The following is a 17,925-nucleotide window of genomic DNA, read 5'->3' on the forward strand; positions in this document are numbered from 1 at the left end:
ACGGAGATAACCATGGCTAAGCAAAAACAAATTAAATTGGGTGCCATCATTCATGGCGTTGGCGGTAATGTTTCGGGCTGGAGACACCCGGATGCGATTACGGATGCAAGTGTGAACTTTGGTTTTTACAAACAGCAGGCTCAGAAAGCGGAATCCGGTAAATTCGACCTAGTGTTCATCGCGGATGGTCTTTTTATTACTGAGAAATCAATTCCGCATTTCCTCAATCGTTTTGAGCCGATTACGATCCTGTCTGCCTTGGCTGCGGTCACTTCGCATATCGGCCTTGTGGGCACGTTATCGACGTCCTATAGTGAACCCTTTACGGTGGCTCGCCAATTCGCGTCCATTGATAAAATCAGCGATGGGCGTTCAGGCTGGAACATTGTAACCTCTCCGCTTGAAGGCTCAGCCAAGAACTATAGCAAAGAACAGCACCCAACACATCCTGAGCGCTATCGCATTGCGAATGAATATTTGGAAGTAACGCGCGGCTTATGGGATTCTTGGGAAGACGATGCTTTCGTTCGTGATAAAGAGAGCGGCGTGTTTTTTGATCCTAGCAAGCTGCATACGTTGAATCATAAGGGCGAATTTTTCTCCGTGCAGGGTCCCTTGAATATTGCTCGCTCGAGACAAGGTCAGCCTGTTATTTTCCAAGCAGGGGCGTCGGAAGATGGCCGCGCGTTTGCGGCGAAAGTGGCGGATGCGATCTTCGCAGGACATGAGACGATTGAAGACGCGAAAGCGTATTATGCGGATATCAAAAAGAGAGCCGCAGCCGAAGGGCGCAACCCGGATGAAGTGGTGATCCTTCCCGGGATCGCACCGATTATCGGACGTACGGAAGAAGAGGCTGAGCGCAAATATCAAGAAGTTGCGAACCTCGTAACGATCGACAAAGCGCTTGATTTCCTGGGTCGCTTCTTCGAACATCACGACTTCTCCCAATACCCCTTGGATGAGCAGTTCCCAGATATCGGTGATATCGGCAGCAACAGCTTCCGCAGCGGTACGGACAAAATCAAGCAAACCGCCAAAGAGAAGAACCTGACGCTGCGCCAAGTCGCGCTGAATGTTGCCACGCCGCGTTCTGAATTCACGGGAACGGCTGAACATGTCGCTGACCGCGTGCAAGCCTGGTTCGAGGAAAACGCAGCCGACGGCTTCATTATCGCAGCGGCCCTGCCTAAAGGCTTGGACGATTTCGTTGATCTCGTCGTGCCGATTCTGCAGGAACGCGGCATCTACCGGACAGAGTACGAAGCGGACACGCTGCGCGGCAATCTCGGTATTCCCATCCCGGCGAATCGCTATACGAAGGTGAACGTGTAAGATAACTTCAAACAGAGGGCTGCCCCAAGTCATCTAACTTGGGGCAGCCCTCTGTGCGTAGCTGGAAACAAGGACCGGGCAACCTTCCGCTCCGCGCACCGAGATGCGGCGGGGACGTCGCGGCCTTAAAGCCGAATGCCGAAAGCTGAACGCCGAAAGCCGAAAGCCGAAAGCCGAAAGCTGAATGCTGAATGATGAATGCCGAATGCCGAATGCCGCCCCCCGTGACGCCGATCCCCGATCCCCGAAAGCCGAACGCGACACCATGACGCTTGAACCCTGAACCCCAACCTCCGAACTTTGAACTTCTGGACCCGTAACCCCGAGCATCGAATGCCGCCCCGCGCTCCGCGCCCAGTGACGCCCAAACGCCCGCCCAGCACAACAAGTAACCGGAAAACCTCCTGTTATTCGCTCCGTTTTCTCGTTTTATCGCCTTTTACATGGAAAAGTTCCCGCTATTTATACGGATTAACGTTGAATACAAGAAATTAGCCAAATTTATAGGGAGCTTTTCCAGTTAAAATCAAATTTTCTTGCCATATCGCGAAATTAGCTGGAGAAATTCCAGTTAGTCCACGCTACTGAAAGCACAAATGAGATGCTTGGCGCCATCAACGAGTGTGTTTTCTCTTCGTTGATTTCTTGCGCGAAGCGGTGACAGACTTGGTTCCCTTTTGCTGACCTCCGCTTTGCAGCCCAAGGTCAGGTATATATAGAATTTCCCCGGGATAAACCGTAGTTTGGTTTTGCAACTGATCATTCAGGGTGAGCAGCTCGGCTACATTAACGCCAAATCGCTGCGAAATCGTGTAAAGGCTATCCCCGAACTGAACCATATAAAAACGGCCTTGAACCTTCAAGGCACCTTTGCTTGTTAGGACACGCATGCCGGCGAACACCTCCGCTACAGCATACGCGCAGAAGCCGGCAGCGGAGACGGCAGCTGCCTAGCTAGCGTCATAGCCTTTGGCGATGGAGGGCTCAATCCATCGCTTCCGCGTGTGTTCGCGGCGCATGATGACGACGCGGTCTTGGTAGACGTCGACCACGAGACTTTGGCTGATCGACACCGTCTCGGGCTCATTCGCAGCGTTCCAGACCTCGCGGATGGAGGCGCTGGAAGCAGCGAGGAATTTCAGCTGCTTCACTTGCTTCGTCGTTTCCAGGTTCCAGTGGGTGTGACCACTGAAGAAGATCACGTTCGGGTGCGCGTCGAGCAACGCCCTCAGCTCCTTGTGCTGGACGACGCCCAGCTCCCGATCTGTGCCATCCAGCGTCTGCGGCAGCGGCTGGTGGAGGAACACGAACACGGGCTTGCCGGCGTCCGCTGCGGTCGTGTTCGTCAGCCGCTCGCGCAGCCAAGCGAGCTGCTCGGGAGAGAGGAACGCATCCTCCGCGTAGGAGGCGTTCACGTCCCGGTACGCTTCCCCGCTCAGGAAGAGGAAGCGGTAGCCCTCCACGATCAGCTCGTGATACGGCTTATCGTAACCCCACATGCGGTTGAATAACGCGACCGCTTGCTTGCTCGACCAGGCTGGATTCATCTTCGATGTATCCATGCCACCTTCCGGCGTGCGCCACACGCCATAGTAATCGTGGTTGCCCATGGTCGCATGCACAGGGGCATGGGGCTGGCGGCTAAGGAGCGCCAGCAAGCTGCGATAATCGGCCTCACTCCCATTCGTGAGGTCACCGTTCAAGACGAGCAGCTTGCTGTCCGGGCGCAGCGCACGATGGTCGGCCAGTGCATTGCGCAGCAGCAGTTGAGCCGCTTCATCCGAAGCGATCATATGAACATCGCTCATCACAGAGAAGGAGAACAAGGGCGCAGATATCGGCTTCTCGGCTCTGGCAAACTCCTTGCTGTTCACTGACAGATGGGGAGCCCAAAGCAGCAGCAAGCTAACGAAAGCTATGCGTATTTTAAAAGAATTCATTCGTAAAATTCCTTTCCTGAGAAAGATTATTTAGGCATTTGTCCTAGTGGTATTCCCAGTTCACGGGAGATTTATTTGCGAGATAGCGCCCAAATTAATCGTAAAGTGTTGACTTTCAACTTAATTGGTTGTATGGTTAATTACATGAGTAACTAACCAATGTGGTGGTGAGAAATATGGGATTAATGATGGACGACAGCCGCCCGATTTTTGTGCAAATTGCGGAACGTATCGAGGATGACATCATTGAAGCAAGAATGCCCGAAGAAACCCAGGTCCCTTCTACGAATCAGTTCGCAGCTTTTTATCAAATTAATCCAGCGACAGCTGCCAAAGGTGTGAATCTGTTGGTGGACCAAGGGATTTTGTACAAAAAACGCGGAATTGGCATGTTTGTAGCGGAGGGAGCGCGGATGAAATTGATGGAAAAGCGAAAAGAACTATTTTATGAGCAGTATGTCGTTACTATGGTGAAAGAGGCCGAGAAGCTTGGCATTACGGTGGAACAATTGACAGAAATGGTGCGCAGAGGGGAGAAAGCGTAATGACGAACATTGTGGAAGTGAATGGATTAACGAAGTCCTACGGGAAAATGACCGCCGTCGATCATGTCAGCTTCACGATTCAACCCAATAAAATTTACGGGCTGCTAGGACGAAATGGCGCAGGAAAAACGACCATCATGCACATGATTTCTGCTCAGCAGTTCGCTACCAGCGGCGAGTTGAAGGTGTTTGGCGAGGAGCCTTATGAGAACAGCCGGGTGCTGAACCAAATTTGCTTCATTAAGGAGAGCCAGAAGTACCCGGATACATTCCGTGTGAATGATGTTATGGCGGTAGCCAAATCACTCTTTCCTAATTGGGATGATGCTTATGCCCATGCACTGATTGAGGACTTCCGGCTGCCTTTGAAAAGGAAGATTAAAAAATTGTCCAGAGGGATGCTCTCCTCTGTAGGCATTGTGGTTGGGCTGGCTAGCCGCGCACCGCTTACCATCTTTGACGAACCGTATCTTGGGCTGGATGCCGTTGCTCGCGTACTCTTCTATGATCGTTTGCTGGAGGACTATGCTGAGTTTCCGAGGACCGTGATCCTTTCTACGCATCTGATTGATGAAGTAAGCCGCTTACTTGAGCATGTGCTGGTGATCGATCAAGGCAAACTGATCCTTAATGAGGATGCGGATGCACTTAGGGGCCGAGCTTGTACAGTATCCGGCTTGGCAACAGCTGTGGATGCGTTCACGAGAGGCAAGGAGGTGCTGGAACGCACTGCGATTGGCGCAGCTGCTTCTGCTACCATTCTGGGGAATCTGAATGAACGAGATCGCAAGGATGCCGAGTCGCTGGGGCTTGAGTTTACTTCAGTATCTATGCAGCAACTGATTATTCATCTAACACGCACATCGAATGTTGGAAAGGGGAGTGAGGGCGTATGAGTCGATCCAAACAAGTCGTACAGCTCCATTTGCGCAACAAATATACTTGGTTCTATATTCCGTGGATTATTCTCGGTGTTAACTTCCTTATCAATTTCATTATCGGCACGGCATTGAACACTGGGGAGAGGATGAATACAGGATCGATTACCTCAATATTCATCTACACGTTCGTAGCGGGTACTGTTACGATTAAGGAGACATTTCCTTTTGCCTTAGGACTCAGTATTCGACGCAAGGATTATGTGTTAGGAACCATCTTAACGGCGTTTCTTGTCAATGCCATTTCAGCCTTGCTTTTGACGCTATTTTCGGTCTTGGAAGAGGCTACGGATGGCTGGGGGGTTCAAATGAGCCTGTTTAAAGTAGGCTTTCTGAGTGATGTTTCTGTAATTGGCATGTTAGGTATCTACCTGATTCTCTTGCTTAATATGTATTTTTTCGGCTTTGCCATCTCAAGCATTCACCGAAGATTCGGGAGTACCGGGATGTACGCCTTTTTCACGGCGCTGCTCCTTATAGGGACAGTTGGCACTTATTCCCTCACACACCTTGGACTTTGGGGAGGAATCTTTGGTTGGCTCGTCCAGCATTACATGGCTTTATTTTGGTGGATGCTGCCTTTGTTAGCCGTCTACCTGACGGCAACATATAGTTTGCTGCGCAGAGCCGCGGTTTAATTCAATAGGTTAAAGCCCACGGCAAACAGTCCTGGGCTTTTTTTTCTATACAATATTATTGCTATTGTTATCAATTAAATCTGGATCAATCGTATTGGTATTGCCGACAATGTTCTGATTACTTCCAAAACTATCCCCAGGGGAAAAAGAATTGGCTCCCGCATAGTACTTGCTATTGCTGGACAGTCGAATAAAGGCGGTATCTCCGATCTGGACATTCGATCCTGAATTCACACTATTGATTTTGATACCTCCATAGACAACAGCCGGCATTGCCGCCGCCCCCTTTCCGCTCTAAACCCATTGTATGTATACGGAAGCCTAACTGTCACCGTGACTTTGTTCCTTGTTGCCAATTCGCAGGGTGCAAGAGGGCTGAACCACTGAACCTAGCCACACAGCCTAGGTTTATCATGCGTTAGATGAAGTTAGAGTTGAGTAGCTAGCTTCTGCTTTTCTCGCTATACCTCTTCACAAAAGCAGGCTCAATCCAACGCTTCTCCGAATGTTCGCGTCCTTGGATAGCAATCTGATCCGCGAAGACATCGACGACCAAGCTTTGACTGGCCTTGCTGCCTTCCGGTTCATTGTGGTCATTCCAGACTTCTCTCACGGATGAACTGCCCACGGCAAGGAATTGTAATTGCTTGATTTGTTCCGTCGTTTCTAGGTTCCAATGCGTGTGGCCAGTGAAGAAGACAATATTCGGATATTGGTTAAGAATCGCCCGCAGTTCTTCATGTTGAACAACGCCAAGATCTTGGTCGGAACCTCCTAATGTATGGACGAGCGGCTGATGCAGGAATACGAAGATAGGCTTGTCCGGACCGGCTTCAGCAGCAAGCTTAAGTTTGGCTTGGAACCATGCCAGTTGATCGGGGGATAAGTAGGCATCTTCTTTGACACTGGCATCTAGATCCTGATAGGCTTCGCCGCTGAGAAACAGAAAATGATAATCCTCCATGACCAGTTCATGGTAGGGCTTATCGTAATTGAACATTTGCTGGAAGGAGTTAATGGCTTGTCTGCTGGACCAATCCGTACGAAGCTTGCTTGTATCCAAGTACTCTTGCTTCGTTTCCCATAAGCCGTAGTACTCGTGGTTGCCCATCGTTGCATGAACAGGCGGGAGGGTGAACTCATACATGATTTTGAATAGACTTTTGTAATCATTGTTGATGCCATTCGTAAGATCACCGTTCAGAACCATTAATTTGCTGTCCGGTCGGATAGCCAGTTGATCGGCTAGTGCTGCTCGGAAACGCTCCTGTGAATCCTTATCCTTGGCGCCAACATGCACATCGCTCAGCACCGAGAAAGAGAACAATGGCTCAGTGCTTATGGGCATCTGCAGCTTCTTAATAGTCAGAGGTGCTAAGGATTGCAATTGCGTCGCTGCTGGTGTAGCTGGAGCCGTTGCGGTTGCTTCCCAGGCATAGGTTGGGAGGAGCAGCACCAATAACGAGAAGAGCAAGATCCGGATCACCACGGATCTTAGGTTCGACTTCGTATGTATTCGTCCATTAGATAGCTTCATTGATTTCATGTGAGGGTTTCCGCCTTTCGCATCCGAAATTTGTCGATACTTCGTTTGTAAAGTACTTAACCCGTATCCGTGTCGTATAAACATAATGTTTATGGAGGTCTTAGAAGCGCCCCGACTAAGGTCTAGGATCAAATACCGCCTGCGGTCCGTTTTGGAAAGCTTCATTTTTACCTAGAATAAAGACATGAACAAGAGCACAACAAATAAACGAAAGGCGGTGACGAAACGATGAAAAGAAATACAGGCTTAGCCGCTCTGCTAATCGCATTCGGTGCCCTGATTTTGTTAAATAAACTAGGCTTTCACCTTGGACCGTTTATCGGCTCGGTGATGGGATATGTGATCCCGATCGCAATGGTGGGTCTAGGTTATGTCGGCATTCAGCGCGGCAGCAAAATTGGTTGGTTAATTGCAGGAATCGGCGGGGTCATCCTGCTGGGTAAATTAGCTGGTTGGGTCATCATTCTTCTGGCAATCGGGTTGATTGGCTACGGAGTATCGATGCTGACAAGAAGAACCGCGTAAGTTGAACCAACAAACAGAGAGTGAAAAAGGTGGTATGAGAGATGAGCCTATTAAGGCGTATGAGAGACATTACCGTGGCATCACTGAATGAACATTTGGAACGATCCGAAGATCCGGTTCGCTTGATTGACCAGTACTTAGCTGCACAGCGTGAGCAGCTTCAGCAATCTGAGAGGCTGTATCAGCAATGTGTCAGCCACGCCGCTTCGCTCCGCCAGCAATATTTGACGGCGCTGGAAACGAAAGAGAAGCGCGAGCATCAAGCGCTTCTGGCCTTGAAAGCCGGCGAAGAACATATGGCACGCATTGTGCTGCAAGAGAAATTGCAAGCCGAAGAGAAGAGCGAGCAGTACCGTGAGCTATATGAGCAAGCGAAGCAGTCGATCCTCGATATGGATGAGGATCTGCAGCAGCTCAAGGCTGATTACAAAGAAGTGGCAGATAAACGCAGCTACTTCTTGGCCCGAATGGAATCCGCGCGGTTGCAGCAAAGATTGCATGCCCGCAGCAGTGTGACGCAAGACGGAGCGCCGCGGATGTTCGGACGCTTGGAAGAGCGCGTATCCGATATGGAGTTACAGGCAAAAACGCTTCGAGATGTACGCCGAATGGGACGTGAAAGCTACTACAGCGGGGGTAACCCAGCCGTAGATGCGGAGCTGGAAGCTCTGCGAAATAGACTGAAGCAGGAGGGATAATAAGATCATGAGCAAACTCTACCGCTCACGAAGAGATAAAAAAGTTACCGGCTTATGCGGCGGACTCGCCGAGGCCATGAATGTAGATGCAACATTATTAAGATTGCTAGTGGTCATTACGACATTTTTCACCGGAGGTACGGTCATTTTCATCTACTTCATAGCGGCAATTGTGATTCCTAAGGAACCTGGCTATGACCAACCGTACGATCCTTATGCCAGCTCATATGGCCGTCAAAACTATAACGGTGGCGGAGGTTGGAACGGACATAAGCCATATCCGCCTCATCAAGCGCCACAGCAGCCTGCGAACTATAATACCCCCCCGTACAATGCAGGTGTACCGACGAACAACATCGATGAGATGATGAAAGACATTGAGAAAAAAGCGCTGCAAAGAGAAGTGGAAGAACTGAGAGCCAAAGTCGCTCGTTTTGAACAAAAACCAACAATTGATATTAAAAAAGGAGACGTGTAAACCATGGGAGTATTTACAAGAATGAAGGATATGACAAAAGCATCAATTCACGAGGTATTGGATAAAATCGAGGATCCGATCGTTATGTTGAATCAATATCTGCGCGATATGGAGCAAGAAATTGCACAGGCTGAAGTGACAGTTGCCAGACAAATCGCAAGCGAGCGCAAGCTGAAACAACGTTTGGAAGAATCCGTACGCTTGGTTGCTGACCGTGAAGGCAAAGCAGCTGCAGCCATCAAAAACGGCCAAGAAGCGCAAGCTCGCCAAGCCGTTGAAGAAAAATTGTATCACGAAGATAAAATCGTTGAGTATACAGATCTACATGCATCCGCTAAAGCGCATGCGGATGAATTGACGCAACAACTGCACGAAATGAAAGATGAATTCTACAAAATGCGGAACAAACGCAATGAGCTCGTTTCCCGCGCTCAACTAGCGAAAGCCAAAAAACAAATGGCCCAAGTATCCTACAGTGGCGTCATCGAAAGCGGCAGCGCATCCCGCGGCTTCCAACGCATGGAAGAGAAAATCATCCAGCTGGAAGTGGAAGCAGAAATCGCTCGCAAGCCATACGTGCCTGCTGGTTCAGTAGGCAGCTATACACCAGTTGATGTAGCGAAGCAAGCGAAAGTGGATGAGCAGTTGAACTTGTTGAAAGAGAAATTAAACATTAAAGAAGTTGAGTAGTTCTCTCGGTTATAAGCATTGAATTGTATGGAGCCGTCCCCAAGCCATGGCATTAATGGCCTGAGGGATCGCTCCTTTTTTTTATCTGTGCCAGATAAGAGTCCCTTGAGACTCTTAGTCGGGACGAAACCACCATTTTATCGCAAATAGAAGCTCCCAGAGGCTCCTATTCCATTAACGCATCCGCACAAGCATGTACGACGAAGGGCCTTCCTTAATATGTGAAAATTCTCTCAATTTCTGCCCGATTCACGCAAATCCCTGTCCATTTTCCAAATTTCCCGGGAAATATTGGTTTTAATGTCGAAAGGCAAGTAAGCCATACTAAGGGGGTGACTGGGTGAAGTTGCAGATTTGCTCAGTTACAGCAGCGAGGGGGAGAGTGGCATGGGTGAAATGCGCAAAAAGTTACGCAAACAATACTTCACATGGGTAAGCATTTGCATTGCCTTGGTCGGATGTTCGGGAACACACCCAACTATCGAACAGGCGCCGAAGCAGCTAGCACCTAATCACGCGTTACCTGCTCCACCGAATCCGAACCGGCTGTCTGCCGAAGCTTACTCGGAGGATCTAGTAGAATCTCGACATTTCTACACGGGGCCGCCACATAAGCCGATCGATGCCTCGTCAGGCAAAACGGCGTTTCTCACCTTCGACGATGGTCCATCTGATAGCACGAGGAAAATTCTTCGCATTCTGAAAAACTACGGTATCAAAGCAACTTTCTTCGTTGTTGGTTCAGATACCAATGAAGGCAGGACATTGTATAGGGAAATTGCTGCCGATGGCCACGCTCTTGGCAATCATACATTTTCGCATGACTATAACCGTATCTATCGATCACCGGAAGCTTTCATGAAGGATGTCCATAAGCTCGACCAATTGCTCGAGGAGACGGTTGGTTATCGGCCTGATATCCTGCGCTTTCCGGGAGGGTCGAATAATCACCTGAGTTGGAAGCCTGGGGGAAGAGGCATCATGAGCAGAGTCGCACAAGTGGTAAAAGCAGAGGGCTACCAGTATTTTGACTGGAATGTCAGCTCAACGGATGCCGCTGCGCCTGTGCAGGAACGGGACATGATTATTGATTCCGTAGTCAGCGCGAGCCGCGGGAAGAAAAGCATTATCGTACTTATGCACGATAGTACTTACAAGACGACAACCCTCGAAGCCCTGCCTGTCGTCATTGGGAAGCTGCAATCGGCTGGGTTCCATTTTGACACATTGAATAGATCCTCGTTTACGTTTCAATTTATGACCCCATAAGCAACCCGACAGAGATTTTCTGCTGGCGGGTTCTTTTGTATGCTGAATAATCAGAGGAATTTCAACGTTTTTGAAGAGATTTATCCACTCTTTTCCCAGTAAATAGAAGATACAATAGCGTTATATCACAGAAGATGAATGACAAGGTACGAGGTGAGGTCATGAGTGAGTTCCTAGTTCGTATGGAAGGAATTGAGAAGCATTTTCCGGGCGTGCACGCTCTCCATCAATGTCGCCTGGAGTTAGCTGCTGGTGAAGTGCATGCGCTTGTCGGCGAGAATGGCGCTGGGAAATCTACGTTGATGAAGATTGCAACGGGTGTCTATCAGAAAGATGAAGGCCGTATCTTGTTCAAAGGCAAGGAAGTGAACTTGCCCAATACGCGAGCAGCACAGCAGTTGGGCATTTCGATGATTCATCAAGAACTCAATTTGATGCCGGATTTGACGATTGCCCAGAATATATTTATCGGCCGAGAGCCGAGAAAGGGCATGAAGCTGTTCGTTGATGATCGGAAGCTGAATGAGCAGGCGCAACGGCTCCTAAGTGAGATGAATCTCCAACTGGATCCCCGAACCAGAGTGTCCGAGCTGACCGTGGCGAAGCAGCAAATGGTGGAGATTGCCAAAGCCTTATCCTTCCAATCGGAAGTGCTTATTATGGATGAACCGACGGCTGCGCTGACGAATGCGGAGATCGAAGAACTGTTTCGCATCATCGGGCAGCTGAAAGAGCGCGGTGTGGGCATTGTCTATATTTCACATCGGATGGAAGAGCTCAAGCGAATCACGGATCGGATCACGGTGATGCGCGATGGCTGCTATATCGATACGGTGCGGACCCAAGATACCTCCATTGATCAAATTATCAAGATGATGGTAGGACGCGAACTGTTCGTCTCCTCCGAGCAGCAAGAGATCGAAGCATCGAAGATTAAGGTGCTCGAAGTCAAGCATCTAAACCGCGGCTCCACGGTCAAAGATGTCAGCTTTCATCTGGCGAAAGGCGAAATTCTTGGCTTCGCGGGCTTGATGGGAGCGGGCAGAACGGAAGTGGCCAGAGCGATATTCGGAGCCGATCCGATTGACTCCGGCGAGCTTCTCATCCACGGGCACAGCGTGCAGATCAAAGCCCCGCATGATGCCGTGAAGCACGGGATAGGCTATTTATCCGAGGACCGCAAGCGATTTGGGCTGATGGTTGATATGGATGTAAAGACGAACATTGCAATTGCTTCTTACCGCAAGGTAAAGCGCATGTTGGGGTGGATGAACGACGTTAAAATGGATCATTCTGCTTCACACTTCGTGGAAGCGCTTCAAATTAAGACGCCAAGCATTCATCAACAAGTGAAATTTCTGTCAGGCGGCAATCAGCAGAAGGTGGTTATTGGCAAATGGCTGCTGCGCGATTGCGATATTCTGATTTTCGACGAGCCCACGCGAGGCATTGATGTTGGGGCGAAGACAGAGATTTATAAGCTGCTGGATGAACTGGCCGCACAGGGGAAATCGATCATTATGATTTCATCCGAGCTGCCGGAAATATTACGAATGAGTCATCGCATCATGGTGATGTGTGAAGGGCGGATCACGGGCGAATTGAATCGGCTAGACGCTACACAGGAAGCCATTATGACCTACGCAACGATGCGGATTAGTTAGTCGAAACAGTTCAGGAGGAATCTAGGAGGAATCTTATGTCAACATGGCTGGAAAGTAAAAAAATAGTCCCAACCATACGCAGCCAAACAGGAGCTGCCCAGAAACTGCTCGCTTTCGCAAGTTTAATTATCTTAATGATCATTTTCTCAGCCGCTTCAAGCAATTTCTTTCAGTTCGACAACCTTGTCGCGATCATGCTCTCAACAGCTGTAATCGGCGTGCTGGCACTGGGCTCCACCTTCGTCATCATTACTTCCGGTATCGATCTGGCAGTCGGAACCGTGATGACCTTCTCGTCCGTCATGGCCGGTGTGATCATTACGACGTGGCACATGCCCATGCCGCTGGGCATCATCGGCGGCATTCTCACCGGCGCTGTCTGCGGCCTGATCAGTGGCCTGCTCGTCGCCAAAATGAAAATCCCGCCATTTATCGCTACGCTGGCGATGATGATGGTGACCAAAGGCTTGTCCTTGGTTATTTCGGGAACGAAACCGATTTATTTTAACGATACGCCTGTCTTTTCGCAGATTTCGATGGGTTCTGTCATCAGCAAAGTGATACCCGGTCTCGAAATTCCGAATGCCATTCTAGTTTTCTTCGGAGCTGCCATTATTGCGAGCATCCTGTTATCCAAAACGATTATCGGACGTTATAACTTCGCTTTAGGCAGCAATGAGGAATCCACAAGGCTTTCCGGCGTGAATGTGGATTACTGGAAGATCGTGATCTACTCGCTGACCGGCTTATTCAGCGGTCTCGCCGGCATCATGATGGCTTCCCGGCTGAACTCCGCTCAGCCAGCCCTTGGCTCTGGCTATGAGTTGGAAGCGATCGCCGCCGTCGTCATTGGCGGCACATCCCTAAGCGGCGGCAAGGGTTCCATTCTCGGAACCGTCATCGGAGCGCTCATCATGAGCGTGCTGACCAACGGGCTGCGCATCTTGTCTGTGAAGCAAGAATGGCAAACCGTTATCGTAGGCATCGTCGTTGTTCTGGCGGTGTACGCAGATATGATGCGGCGCCGCAAGAAATAAGCTGGTATCTGCTCCGAGATGGAGTCACATACACACCAAAATGAAACGTTAGGGGAGATCGAACTTGCAAAGACAAAAGGGCAACAAGAAATTTGCGGTAGTTTCATCCTTATTGGTAGTCACGGCCATGATGTTAGGGGCTTGCGGTGCCAAAACAACAGAGACCAAAACAGTGGGGGCAACCGCCGCTCCGGCAGCATCCACAGCAGCTCCTGCGGCAGCAAAGACAGATAAAATCTATATCCCTGTCATTTCCAAAGGCTTTCAGCACCAATTTTGGCAGGCGGTCAAACAGGGCGCCGAGAAAGCAGCGAAAGAATTCAACGTCGAAATAACGTTTGAAGGTCCTGAAACAGAAAGCCAAGTGGATAAGCAAATTGAAATGCTGCAGGCTGCGCTTGGCAAAAAGCCAGCAGCGATCGCTTTCGCAGCGCTCGATAGCAAAGCCGCTACGCCGCTGCTGGAGAAGGCGAAAGCCGGCAAAATTCCCGTCATCGGCTTCGACTCCGGTGTCGACAGCGATATTCCGGTGACGACGGCCGCCACCGATAACAAAGCGGCTGCTGCGCTTGCGGCGGATAAGATGGCTGCGCTCATCGGCAACGAAGGCGAAGTCGCGTTGGTCGTACACGATCAAACCAGCCGTACGGGGATTGATCGCCGGGATGGTTTCACGAATCGGATCAAAGAGAAATATCCGAAAATCAAAATCGTTGATACGCAATATGGCGGTGGCGATCAGCTGAAATCAACCGATTTGGCCAAGGCTATCGTGCAAGCACACCCTAATATCAAAGGCTTCTTCGGCGCTAATGAAGGTTCAGCTATCGGTGTCATCAACGCAGTGTCAGAGCTGAAGAAAGAAGGCAAAATCATTATCATCGGCTACGATTCCGGCAAGCAGCAGATGGATGCGATCCGCAGCGGGAAAATGGCCGGTGCCATTACGCAGGATCCGATCGGCATCGGGTATTGGTCAGTCAAGGCGGCGGTACAAACAATTAAAGGGGAAACCGTACCCAAATCCATCGATACTGGCTTCCATTGGTACGACAAAACGAATATCGATGCCGCTGATATTAAGCCGCTGCTGTACGAATAAAATGAAAGAGGCTGCGCTCCCAAAGGGCAGCCTCTATTGTCATGTCATGGAATGGCTGTGTACAATGAACTTAGCGCTTGATATCGATCAGAGGTGAATCCCGCATGTACAAAATCATCCTAATTGACGATGAAGATGAAGTAAGAGAAGGCATCAAGCGAAAGACCGATTGGGCCGCCTGCGGCTTTCAATTGATCGGAGATTTCGATAACGGCAGAGATGCGTACGAAGCGGTGGAGCGGTTGCAGCCGGATGCCGTTATCACGGATATTTGCATGCCATTCATGGACGGATTGCAGCTTACCTCACTCATTTCGGCGAATTACAGAGATATTAAGGTGGTCATTGTAACCGGTTATGAGGACTTCGAGTATGCGAAGCAAGCGATTAAATTAAAAGTAAAAGATTATCTGTTAAAACCGATCAACGCCACGGAATTCACCGAATTTCTGCGTAAATTAAGGGGGGAATTGGATGAGGAGCAACTGCAGCGAGAGGATGTTAGCTTTCTCCGCCGGCAGTTTCACGAGAGCATGCCCTTGCTCAAAGAGCGCTTTCTTGAGCGCTTGGTTACTTCATGTATCCTGGAGGCTGAAATCGAGCGTAAATTCCAGATGTTTGGCCTCTCGCTGAGCGGGCCTGGCTATATGGTGCTTGCGCTCGATATCGATGAGTTTCATCGCAAGGCTTACAATGACCAAGCTGCCGAAGAAGAATTGCTGCGCTTTGCGGCCTACAACATTTTGCATGAAATTGCCGAAAAAGAGCAGGGTGGCATCGTATTCCGCACGCGGGATGATAAGCTGATTGCCCTGCTCTCCGGGGACATGCAGCAGATCGAGCTGACTTGCCAGACACTTGCGGAGCACGTGAGGCACAGCATTGAGAAATATTTGAACATGACGGTTACGATGGGCCTCGGACGAACCTATGGACAGCTGCGAGACTTGCCTAAATCTTATCAAGAAGCCATTTCTGCGTTGGATTATCGTTTCCTGCTTGGGAAGAATCGAATTATTTCGATCGGTGATATGGAATTCGGGAGAAGTCTCGATAATCTTAGCTACACGCATATGGAGAAGAGGTTGATCTCAGCGATCAAAACGGGGGATCAAGCCGTTGTCACGCAAACCGTATGTGAATGGATCAACGAAATGAAGAGGGCTGGTTGTTTGATGGACCGCTGTTACGGCAAAATGAATAAACTGCTCGTCGCTTTAATGAATGTTTTGGAAGAAACGGGTTATGATGAAGCAAACGTGCTGGGGGATCATTCTTTTGCAGAGCTGTATGGGAAGAAGACCTTAGATGATATGCGGTTATGGCTGGAAGCGTTATGTTTGGAACTTGTGGAAGTACTCACGGAGAAACGGATCAAGGTTTCCCAAGCCCAGATGGAAGCAGCCGTAGCCTACATTCATGAGCATTATGCCGACGAACAATTGTCGCTTCAGCAGGTATGCAACCAAATCTATATGAGCATGAGCTACTTCAGCGCTTTATTCAAACCCCACACAGGTATGACATTCGTGGAGTATGTAACCCGTCATCGGCTGGAGAAAGCCAAGGAAATGCTGGTGGCCTCGCAACTGAAGACCTATGAATTAGCCGCTAAGGTGGGCTATAATGATCCGCAGTATTTTAGCGTGATTTTCAAAAGAAATACAGGCATGACCCCCAAAGAATTCAGAGCTGCGCACAAAGGCCCGTTGAGCCTATGAGAATCTGGAGCCGACCTATTCAGTTCAAAAGCATTCATACGAAGATTGCCTTGGCGTTCTCCTGTTTAATTCTGTGCACAACCGTTATCTTAAGCTACAGCGCTTATCGCCTATCCACGGTGGCCGTTACGGACACATCCTTGGCATATACCAAGCAATTGATCGATCAAGTAGATAAAAACATTCAAACCTATATCGGGAATATGGAAAGCATAGCAACCCTTTCACTGAGCAATAATGACCTGAAGCGTTACCTCGCCTTGAAAAATCCGGCTGATCCTGAAGGGTTACAACTCACGAATCAGATCAGCAATTACTTTCAATCCATTGTTGCTTCGCGAAATGATATCGCTTCCATTTTATTTGCTGGCTCTAATGGCGCCTTAGTCTCAGAGCGACCAGCAAGCGATTTTAAACCTTATTCCGAATTGATTACGCAAGATTGGTATGCCAAAGCAAGTCGAAGCAGCGGTAAGGTGCTCATCTCCCCTTCTCATGTTCAGCACTTGTATAAGGATGAGTACAAATGGGTTGTTTCGATCAGCAAGCCAATGCCGAATCCATTACCTGGGACCGCTAGCGGCGTTCTGTTGGTAGACTTGAATTATAACGTCATCAATGATCTATGCAATCAAATCCAGCTCGGGCAGCGGGGCTACGTATTCATTCTAGATCAAGCCGGAGATCTTATTTTCCATCCCCAGCAGCAGCTCATTTATTCGGGGCTTAAATCCGAGGATATGCCGACACTTATGCAAGCCAAAGAGGGAACCTTTCCGTCGCCGGAGAAGGAGCAGAATAAAATCTATACCGTCAGCACATCTAGTTTTGGCTGGAAAATTGTTGGGGTTACGTATGCAGGGGATCTGATCGGCAATAAGAAAGACATGCAGCTGGCTTCGATGATGTGGGGCGGTATTGCGCTGATTATTGCGCTGGGGATTTCCATTCTGTTGTCTATCACGTTAACCAGACCTATCAAGGTGCTGGAAGCCCATATGAAGCAGGTGGAGAAAGGCAACTTCAATATTCGGGTCGATGTGGAAGGTGCGAACGAAATCAGCAAGCTGTCACGGACTTTTAATCTGATGATCGGTAAAATCAAAGAGCTGATGAGCCAAACTTTGGAGGATCAGGAGGTGAAACGGATCAGTGAGCTGAAGGCGCTGCAAGCGCAGATTCAGCCTCATTTTCTATACAACACGCTGGATTCTATCATTTGGATGGCCGAAATGGGCAAGGTGGATGAGGTGGTCACGATGACCTCGGCCTTGTCCAAGCTTCTTCGCTCAAGCATCAGCAAAGGGGAAGAACTGATTCCCATTGCCGTTGAATTGCAGCATATCGAGAACTATTTGACCATTCAAAGTATCCGGTATCGCAATAAATTTACTTACGCGATTGAGGTGGACCCGGACATTCAGAACCGTCGTATTTTGAAAATTATTTTGCAGCCACTGGTCGAAAATGCGATTTATCATGGGATAAAGCATTCGCCGGAACGTGGTCATATCCATATCACCGGAAGAAGGTTGGACGGGATGATCGAGCTCAAAGTGCTCGATAACGGCGTAGGGATGAGCGAAGAGCAGCTCAAGTCGTTAATGCTCAAGACACGGCAGGCAGAGTCAGGCAAAGGGTTTGGCTTGCACAACGTTAACCATCGGATTCAGCTTTATTTTGGCGATCATTATGGCTTGCAGTTTGAAAGTGAACGGGAAGAGGGCACGTCGGTCACTGTGCGGATTCCGGATATGCCTCCCCTGCCTAATGAAAACGATCGTGAGAATTGAGGTGTC

Annotated in this window: 18 protein-coding genes; 14 read left to right on the forward strand and 4 right to left on the reverse strand. The window is 49.3% G+C overall.

The window, feature by feature from the left end; translation table 11 throughout:
• Positions 1-12 precede the first annotated feature (12 nt).
• Positions 13-1,335, forward strand: coding sequence for an LLM class flavin-dependent oxidoreductase (locus tag LOZ80_RS33860; protein ID WP_238168633.1), 1,323 nt, complete (start codon positions 13-15; stop codon positions 1,333-1,335).
• A gap of 614 nt (positions 1,336-1,949) precedes the next feature.
• Here the strand turns inward: LOZ80_RS33860 and LOZ80_RS33865 are convergent.
• Together LOZ80_RS33865 and LOZ80_RS33870 are read right to left on the reverse strand one after the other, a co-directional pair.
• Positions 1,950-2,225 (reverse strand): LysM peptidoglycan-binding domain-containing protein, encoded by a 276-nt coding sequence (locus LOZ80_RS33865; protein WP_238168634.1) that lies wholly within the window; start codon positions 2,223-2,225, stop codon positions 1,950-1,952.
• Positions 2,226-2,285: 60 nt separating this feature from the next.
• The gene (locus LOZ80_RS33870) at positions 2,286-3,275 is read right to left on the reverse strand and encodes a metallophosphoesterase family protein (RefSeq protein WP_238168635.1); all 990 of its coding nucleotides are present in this window, start codon (positions 3,273-3,275) and stop codon (positions 2,286-2,288) included.
• 176 nt (positions 3,276-3,451) lie between these two features.
• Between LOZ80_RS33870 and LOZ80_RS33875 the strand changes: the two genes are divergently transcribed.
• The 3 genes from LOZ80_RS33875 to LOZ80_RS33885 are packed head-to-tail and all read left to right on the forward strand — an operon-like array spanning position 3,452 to position 5,396.
• The gene (locus LOZ80_RS33875; protein WP_238168636.1) at positions 3,452-3,820 is read left to right on the forward strand and encodes a GntR family transcriptional regulator; all 369 of its coding nucleotides are present in this window, start codon (positions 3,452-3,454) and stop codon (positions 3,818-3,820) included.
• Positions 3,820-4,716, forward strand: coding sequence for an ABC transporter ATP-binding protein (locus tag LOZ80_RS33880; protein WP_238168637.1), 897 nt, complete (start codon positions 3,820-3,822; stop codon positions 4,714-4,716). Before LOZ80_RS33875 ends, LOZ80_RS33880 begins: the two co-directional genes overlap by 1 nt.
• A complete protein-coding gene (locus tag LOZ80_RS33885; RefSeq protein ID WP_238168638.1) occupies positions 4,713-5,396 on the forward strand; it encodes a hypothetical protein in 684 nt (227 codons plus the stop codon). Before LOZ80_RS33880 ends, LOZ80_RS33885 begins: the two co-directional genes overlap by 4 nt.
• A 45-nt stretch (positions 5,397-5,441) precedes the next feature.
• Here the strand turns inward: LOZ80_RS33885 and LOZ80_RS33890 are convergent, their stop codons facing one another.
• Entirely contained in the window at positions 5,442-5,669 is a 228-nt protein-coding gene (locus LOZ80_RS33890; protein WP_238168639.1) for a spore germination protein, read from the reverse strand.
• 169 nt (positions 5,670-5,838) lie between these two features.
• Positions 5,839-6,942 carry a metallophosphoesterase family protein gene (locus LOZ80_RS33895; protein WP_238168640.1) on the reverse strand — a complete coding sequence of 368 codons (1,104 nt, stop codon included), beginning with the start codon at positions 6,940-6,942 and terminating at the stop codon, positions 5,839-5,841.
• Between the two features lie 228 nt (positions 6,943-7,170).
• Between LOZ80_RS33895 and LOZ80_RS33900 the strand changes: the two genes are divergently transcribed.
• The 10 genes from LOZ80_RS33900 (at position 7,171) to LOZ80_RS33945 (ending at position 17,919) form a co-directional block, all read left to right on the forward strand.
• A complete protein-coding gene (locus LOZ80_RS33900) occupies positions 7,171-7,467 on the forward strand; it encodes a LiaF transmembrane domain-containing protein (RefSeq protein ID WP_189012431.1) in 297 nt (98 codons plus the stop codon).
• A gap of 41 nt (positions 7,468-7,508) precedes the next feature.
• A complete protein-coding gene (locus tag LOZ80_RS33905; RefSeq protein ID WP_238168641.1) occupies positions 7,509-8,165 on the forward strand; it encodes a PspA/IM30 family protein in 657 nt (218 codons plus the stop codon).
• Positions 8,166-8,172: 7 nt separating this feature from the next.
• A complete protein-coding gene (locus tag LOZ80_RS33910; protein ID WP_238168642.1) occupies positions 8,173-8,643 on the forward strand; it encodes a PspC domain-containing protein in 471 nt (156 codons plus the stop codon).
• A 3-nt stretch (positions 8,644-8,646) separates the two neighbouring features.
• Positions 8,647-9,333: a PspA/IM30 family protein gene (locus LOZ80_RS33915; protein WP_238168643.1), complete on the forward strand. Its 687-nt coding sequence runs from the start codon at positions 8,647-8,649 to the stop codon at positions 9,331-9,333.
• A gap of 387 nt (positions 9,334-9,720) precedes the next feature.
• Positions 9,721-10,602, forward strand: a complete 882-nt coding sequence (locus LOZ80_RS33920; protein ID WP_238168644.1) for a polysaccharide deacetylase family protein — start codon at positions 9,721-9,723, stop codon at positions 10,600-10,602.
• Positions 10,603-10,763: 161 nt separating this feature from the next.
• A complete protein-coding gene (locus tag LOZ80_RS33925; protein ID WP_238168645.1) occupies positions 10,764-12,266 on the forward strand; it encodes a sugar ABC transporter ATP-binding protein in 1,503 nt (500 codons plus the stop codon).
• Between the two features lie 35 nt (positions 12,267-12,301).
• Positions 12,302-13,303, forward strand: coding sequence for an ABC transporter permease (locus tag LOZ80_RS33930; protein ID WP_238168646.1), 1,002 nt, complete (start codon positions 12,302-12,304; stop codon positions 13,301-13,303).
• 127 nt (positions 13,304-13,430) lie between these two features.
• The gene (locus tag LOZ80_RS33935; RefSeq protein ID WP_238173197.1) at positions 13,431-14,405 is read left to right on the forward strand and encodes an ABC transporter substrate-binding protein; all 975 of its coding nucleotides are present in this window, start codon (positions 13,431-13,433) and stop codon (positions 14,403-14,405) included.
• A gap of 104 nt (positions 14,406-14,509) precedes the next feature.
• Positions 14,510-16,126 carry a response regulator transcription factor gene (locus tag LOZ80_RS33940; RefSeq protein ID WP_238168647.1) on the forward strand — a complete coding sequence of 539 codons (1,617 nt, stop codon included), beginning with the start codon at positions 14,510-14,512 and terminating at the stop codon, positions 16,124-16,126.
• Positions 16,123-17,919 (forward strand): cache domain-containing sensor histidine kinase, encoded by a 1,797-nt coding sequence (locus tag LOZ80_RS33945; protein WP_238168648.1) that lies wholly within the window; start codon positions 16,123-16,125, stop codon positions 17,917-17,919. The genes LOZ80_RS33940 and LOZ80_RS33945 overlap by 4 nt, the downstream gene beginning before the upstream one ends.
• The last annotated feature ends 6 nt before the right edge of the window (positions 17,920-17,925 follow it).

Origin of the sequence: Paenibacillus sp. HWE-109, assembly GCF_022163125.1 — a bacterium.
Classification (GTDB): Bacteria; Bacillota; Bacilli; order Paenibacillales; family NBRC-103111; genus Paenibacillus_E.

Bases quoted from the DNA above. Each gene is read 5' to 3' on its own strand.
- LOZ80_RS33925 (WP_238168645.1), top strand. From the start codon at position 10,764: ATGAGTGAGTTCCTAGTTCGTATGGAAGGAATTGAGAAGCATTTTCCG.
- LOZ80_RS33945 (WP_238168648.1), top strand. From the start codon at position 16,123: ATGAGAATCTGGAGCCGACCTATTCAGTTCAAAAGCATTCATACGAAG.
- LOZ80_RS33865 (WP_238168634.1), bottom strand. From the start codon at position 2,225: ATGCGTGTCCTAACAAGCAAAGGTGCCTTGAAGGTTCAAGGCCGTTTT.
- LOZ80_RS33915 (WP_238168643.1), top strand. From the start codon at position 8,647: ATGGGAGTATTTACAAGAATGAAGGATATGACAAAAGCATCAATTCAC.
- LOZ80_RS33940 (WP_238168647.1), top strand. From the start codon at position 14,510: ATGTACAAAATCATCCTAATTGACGATGAAGATGAAGTAAGAGAAGGC.
- LOZ80_RS33860 (WP_238168633.1), top strand. From the start codon at position 13: ATGGCTAAGCAAAAACAAATTAAATTGGGTGCCATCATTCATGGCGTT.
- LOZ80_RS33885 (WP_238168638.1), top strand. From the start codon at position 4,713: ATGAGTCGATCCAAACAAGTCGTACAGCTCCATTTGCGCAACAAATAT.
- LOZ80_RS33905 (WP_238168641.1), top strand. From the start codon at position 7,509: ATGAGCCTATTAAGGCGTATGAGAGACATTACCGTGGCATCACTGAAT.
- LOZ80_RS33900 (WP_189012431.1), top strand. From the start codon at position 7,171: ATGAAAAGAAATACAGGCTTAGCCGCTCTGCTAATCGCATTCGGTGCC.
- LOZ80_RS33895 (WP_238168640.1), bottom strand. From the start codon at position 6,942: ATGAAATCAATGAAGCTATCTAATGGACGAATACATACGAAGTCGAAC.
- LOZ80_RS33930 (WP_238168646.1), top strand. From the start codon at position 12,302: ATGTCAACATGGCTGGAAAGTAAAAAAATAGTCCCAACCATACGCAGC.
- LOZ80_RS33880 (WP_238168637.1), top strand. From the start codon at position 3,820: ATGACGAACATTGTGGAAGTGAATGGATTAACGAAGTCCTACGGGAAA.
- LOZ80_RS33870 (WP_238168635.1), bottom strand. From the start codon at position 3,275: ATGAATTCTTTTAAAATACGCATAGCTTTCGTTAGCTTGCTGCTGCTT.
- LOZ80_RS33935 (WP_238173197.1), top strand. From the start codon at position 13,431: ATGATGTTAGGGGCTTGCGGTGCCAAAACAACAGAGACCAAAACAGTG.
- LOZ80_RS33875 (WP_238168636.1), top strand. From the start codon at position 3,452: ATGGGATTAATGATGGACGACAGCCGCCCGATTTTTGTGCAAATTGCG.
- LOZ80_RS33890 (WP_238168639.1), bottom strand. From the start codon at position 5,669: ATGCCGGCTGTTGTCTATGGAGGTATCAAAATCAATAGTGTGAATTCA.
- LOZ80_RS33920 (WP_238168644.1), top strand. From the start codon at position 9,721: ATGGGTGAAATGCGCAAAAAGTTACGCAAACAATACTTCACATGGGTA.
- LOZ80_RS33910 (WP_238168642.1), top strand. From the start codon at position 8,173: ATGAGCAAACTCTACCGCTCACGAAGAGATAAAAAAGTTACCGGCTTA.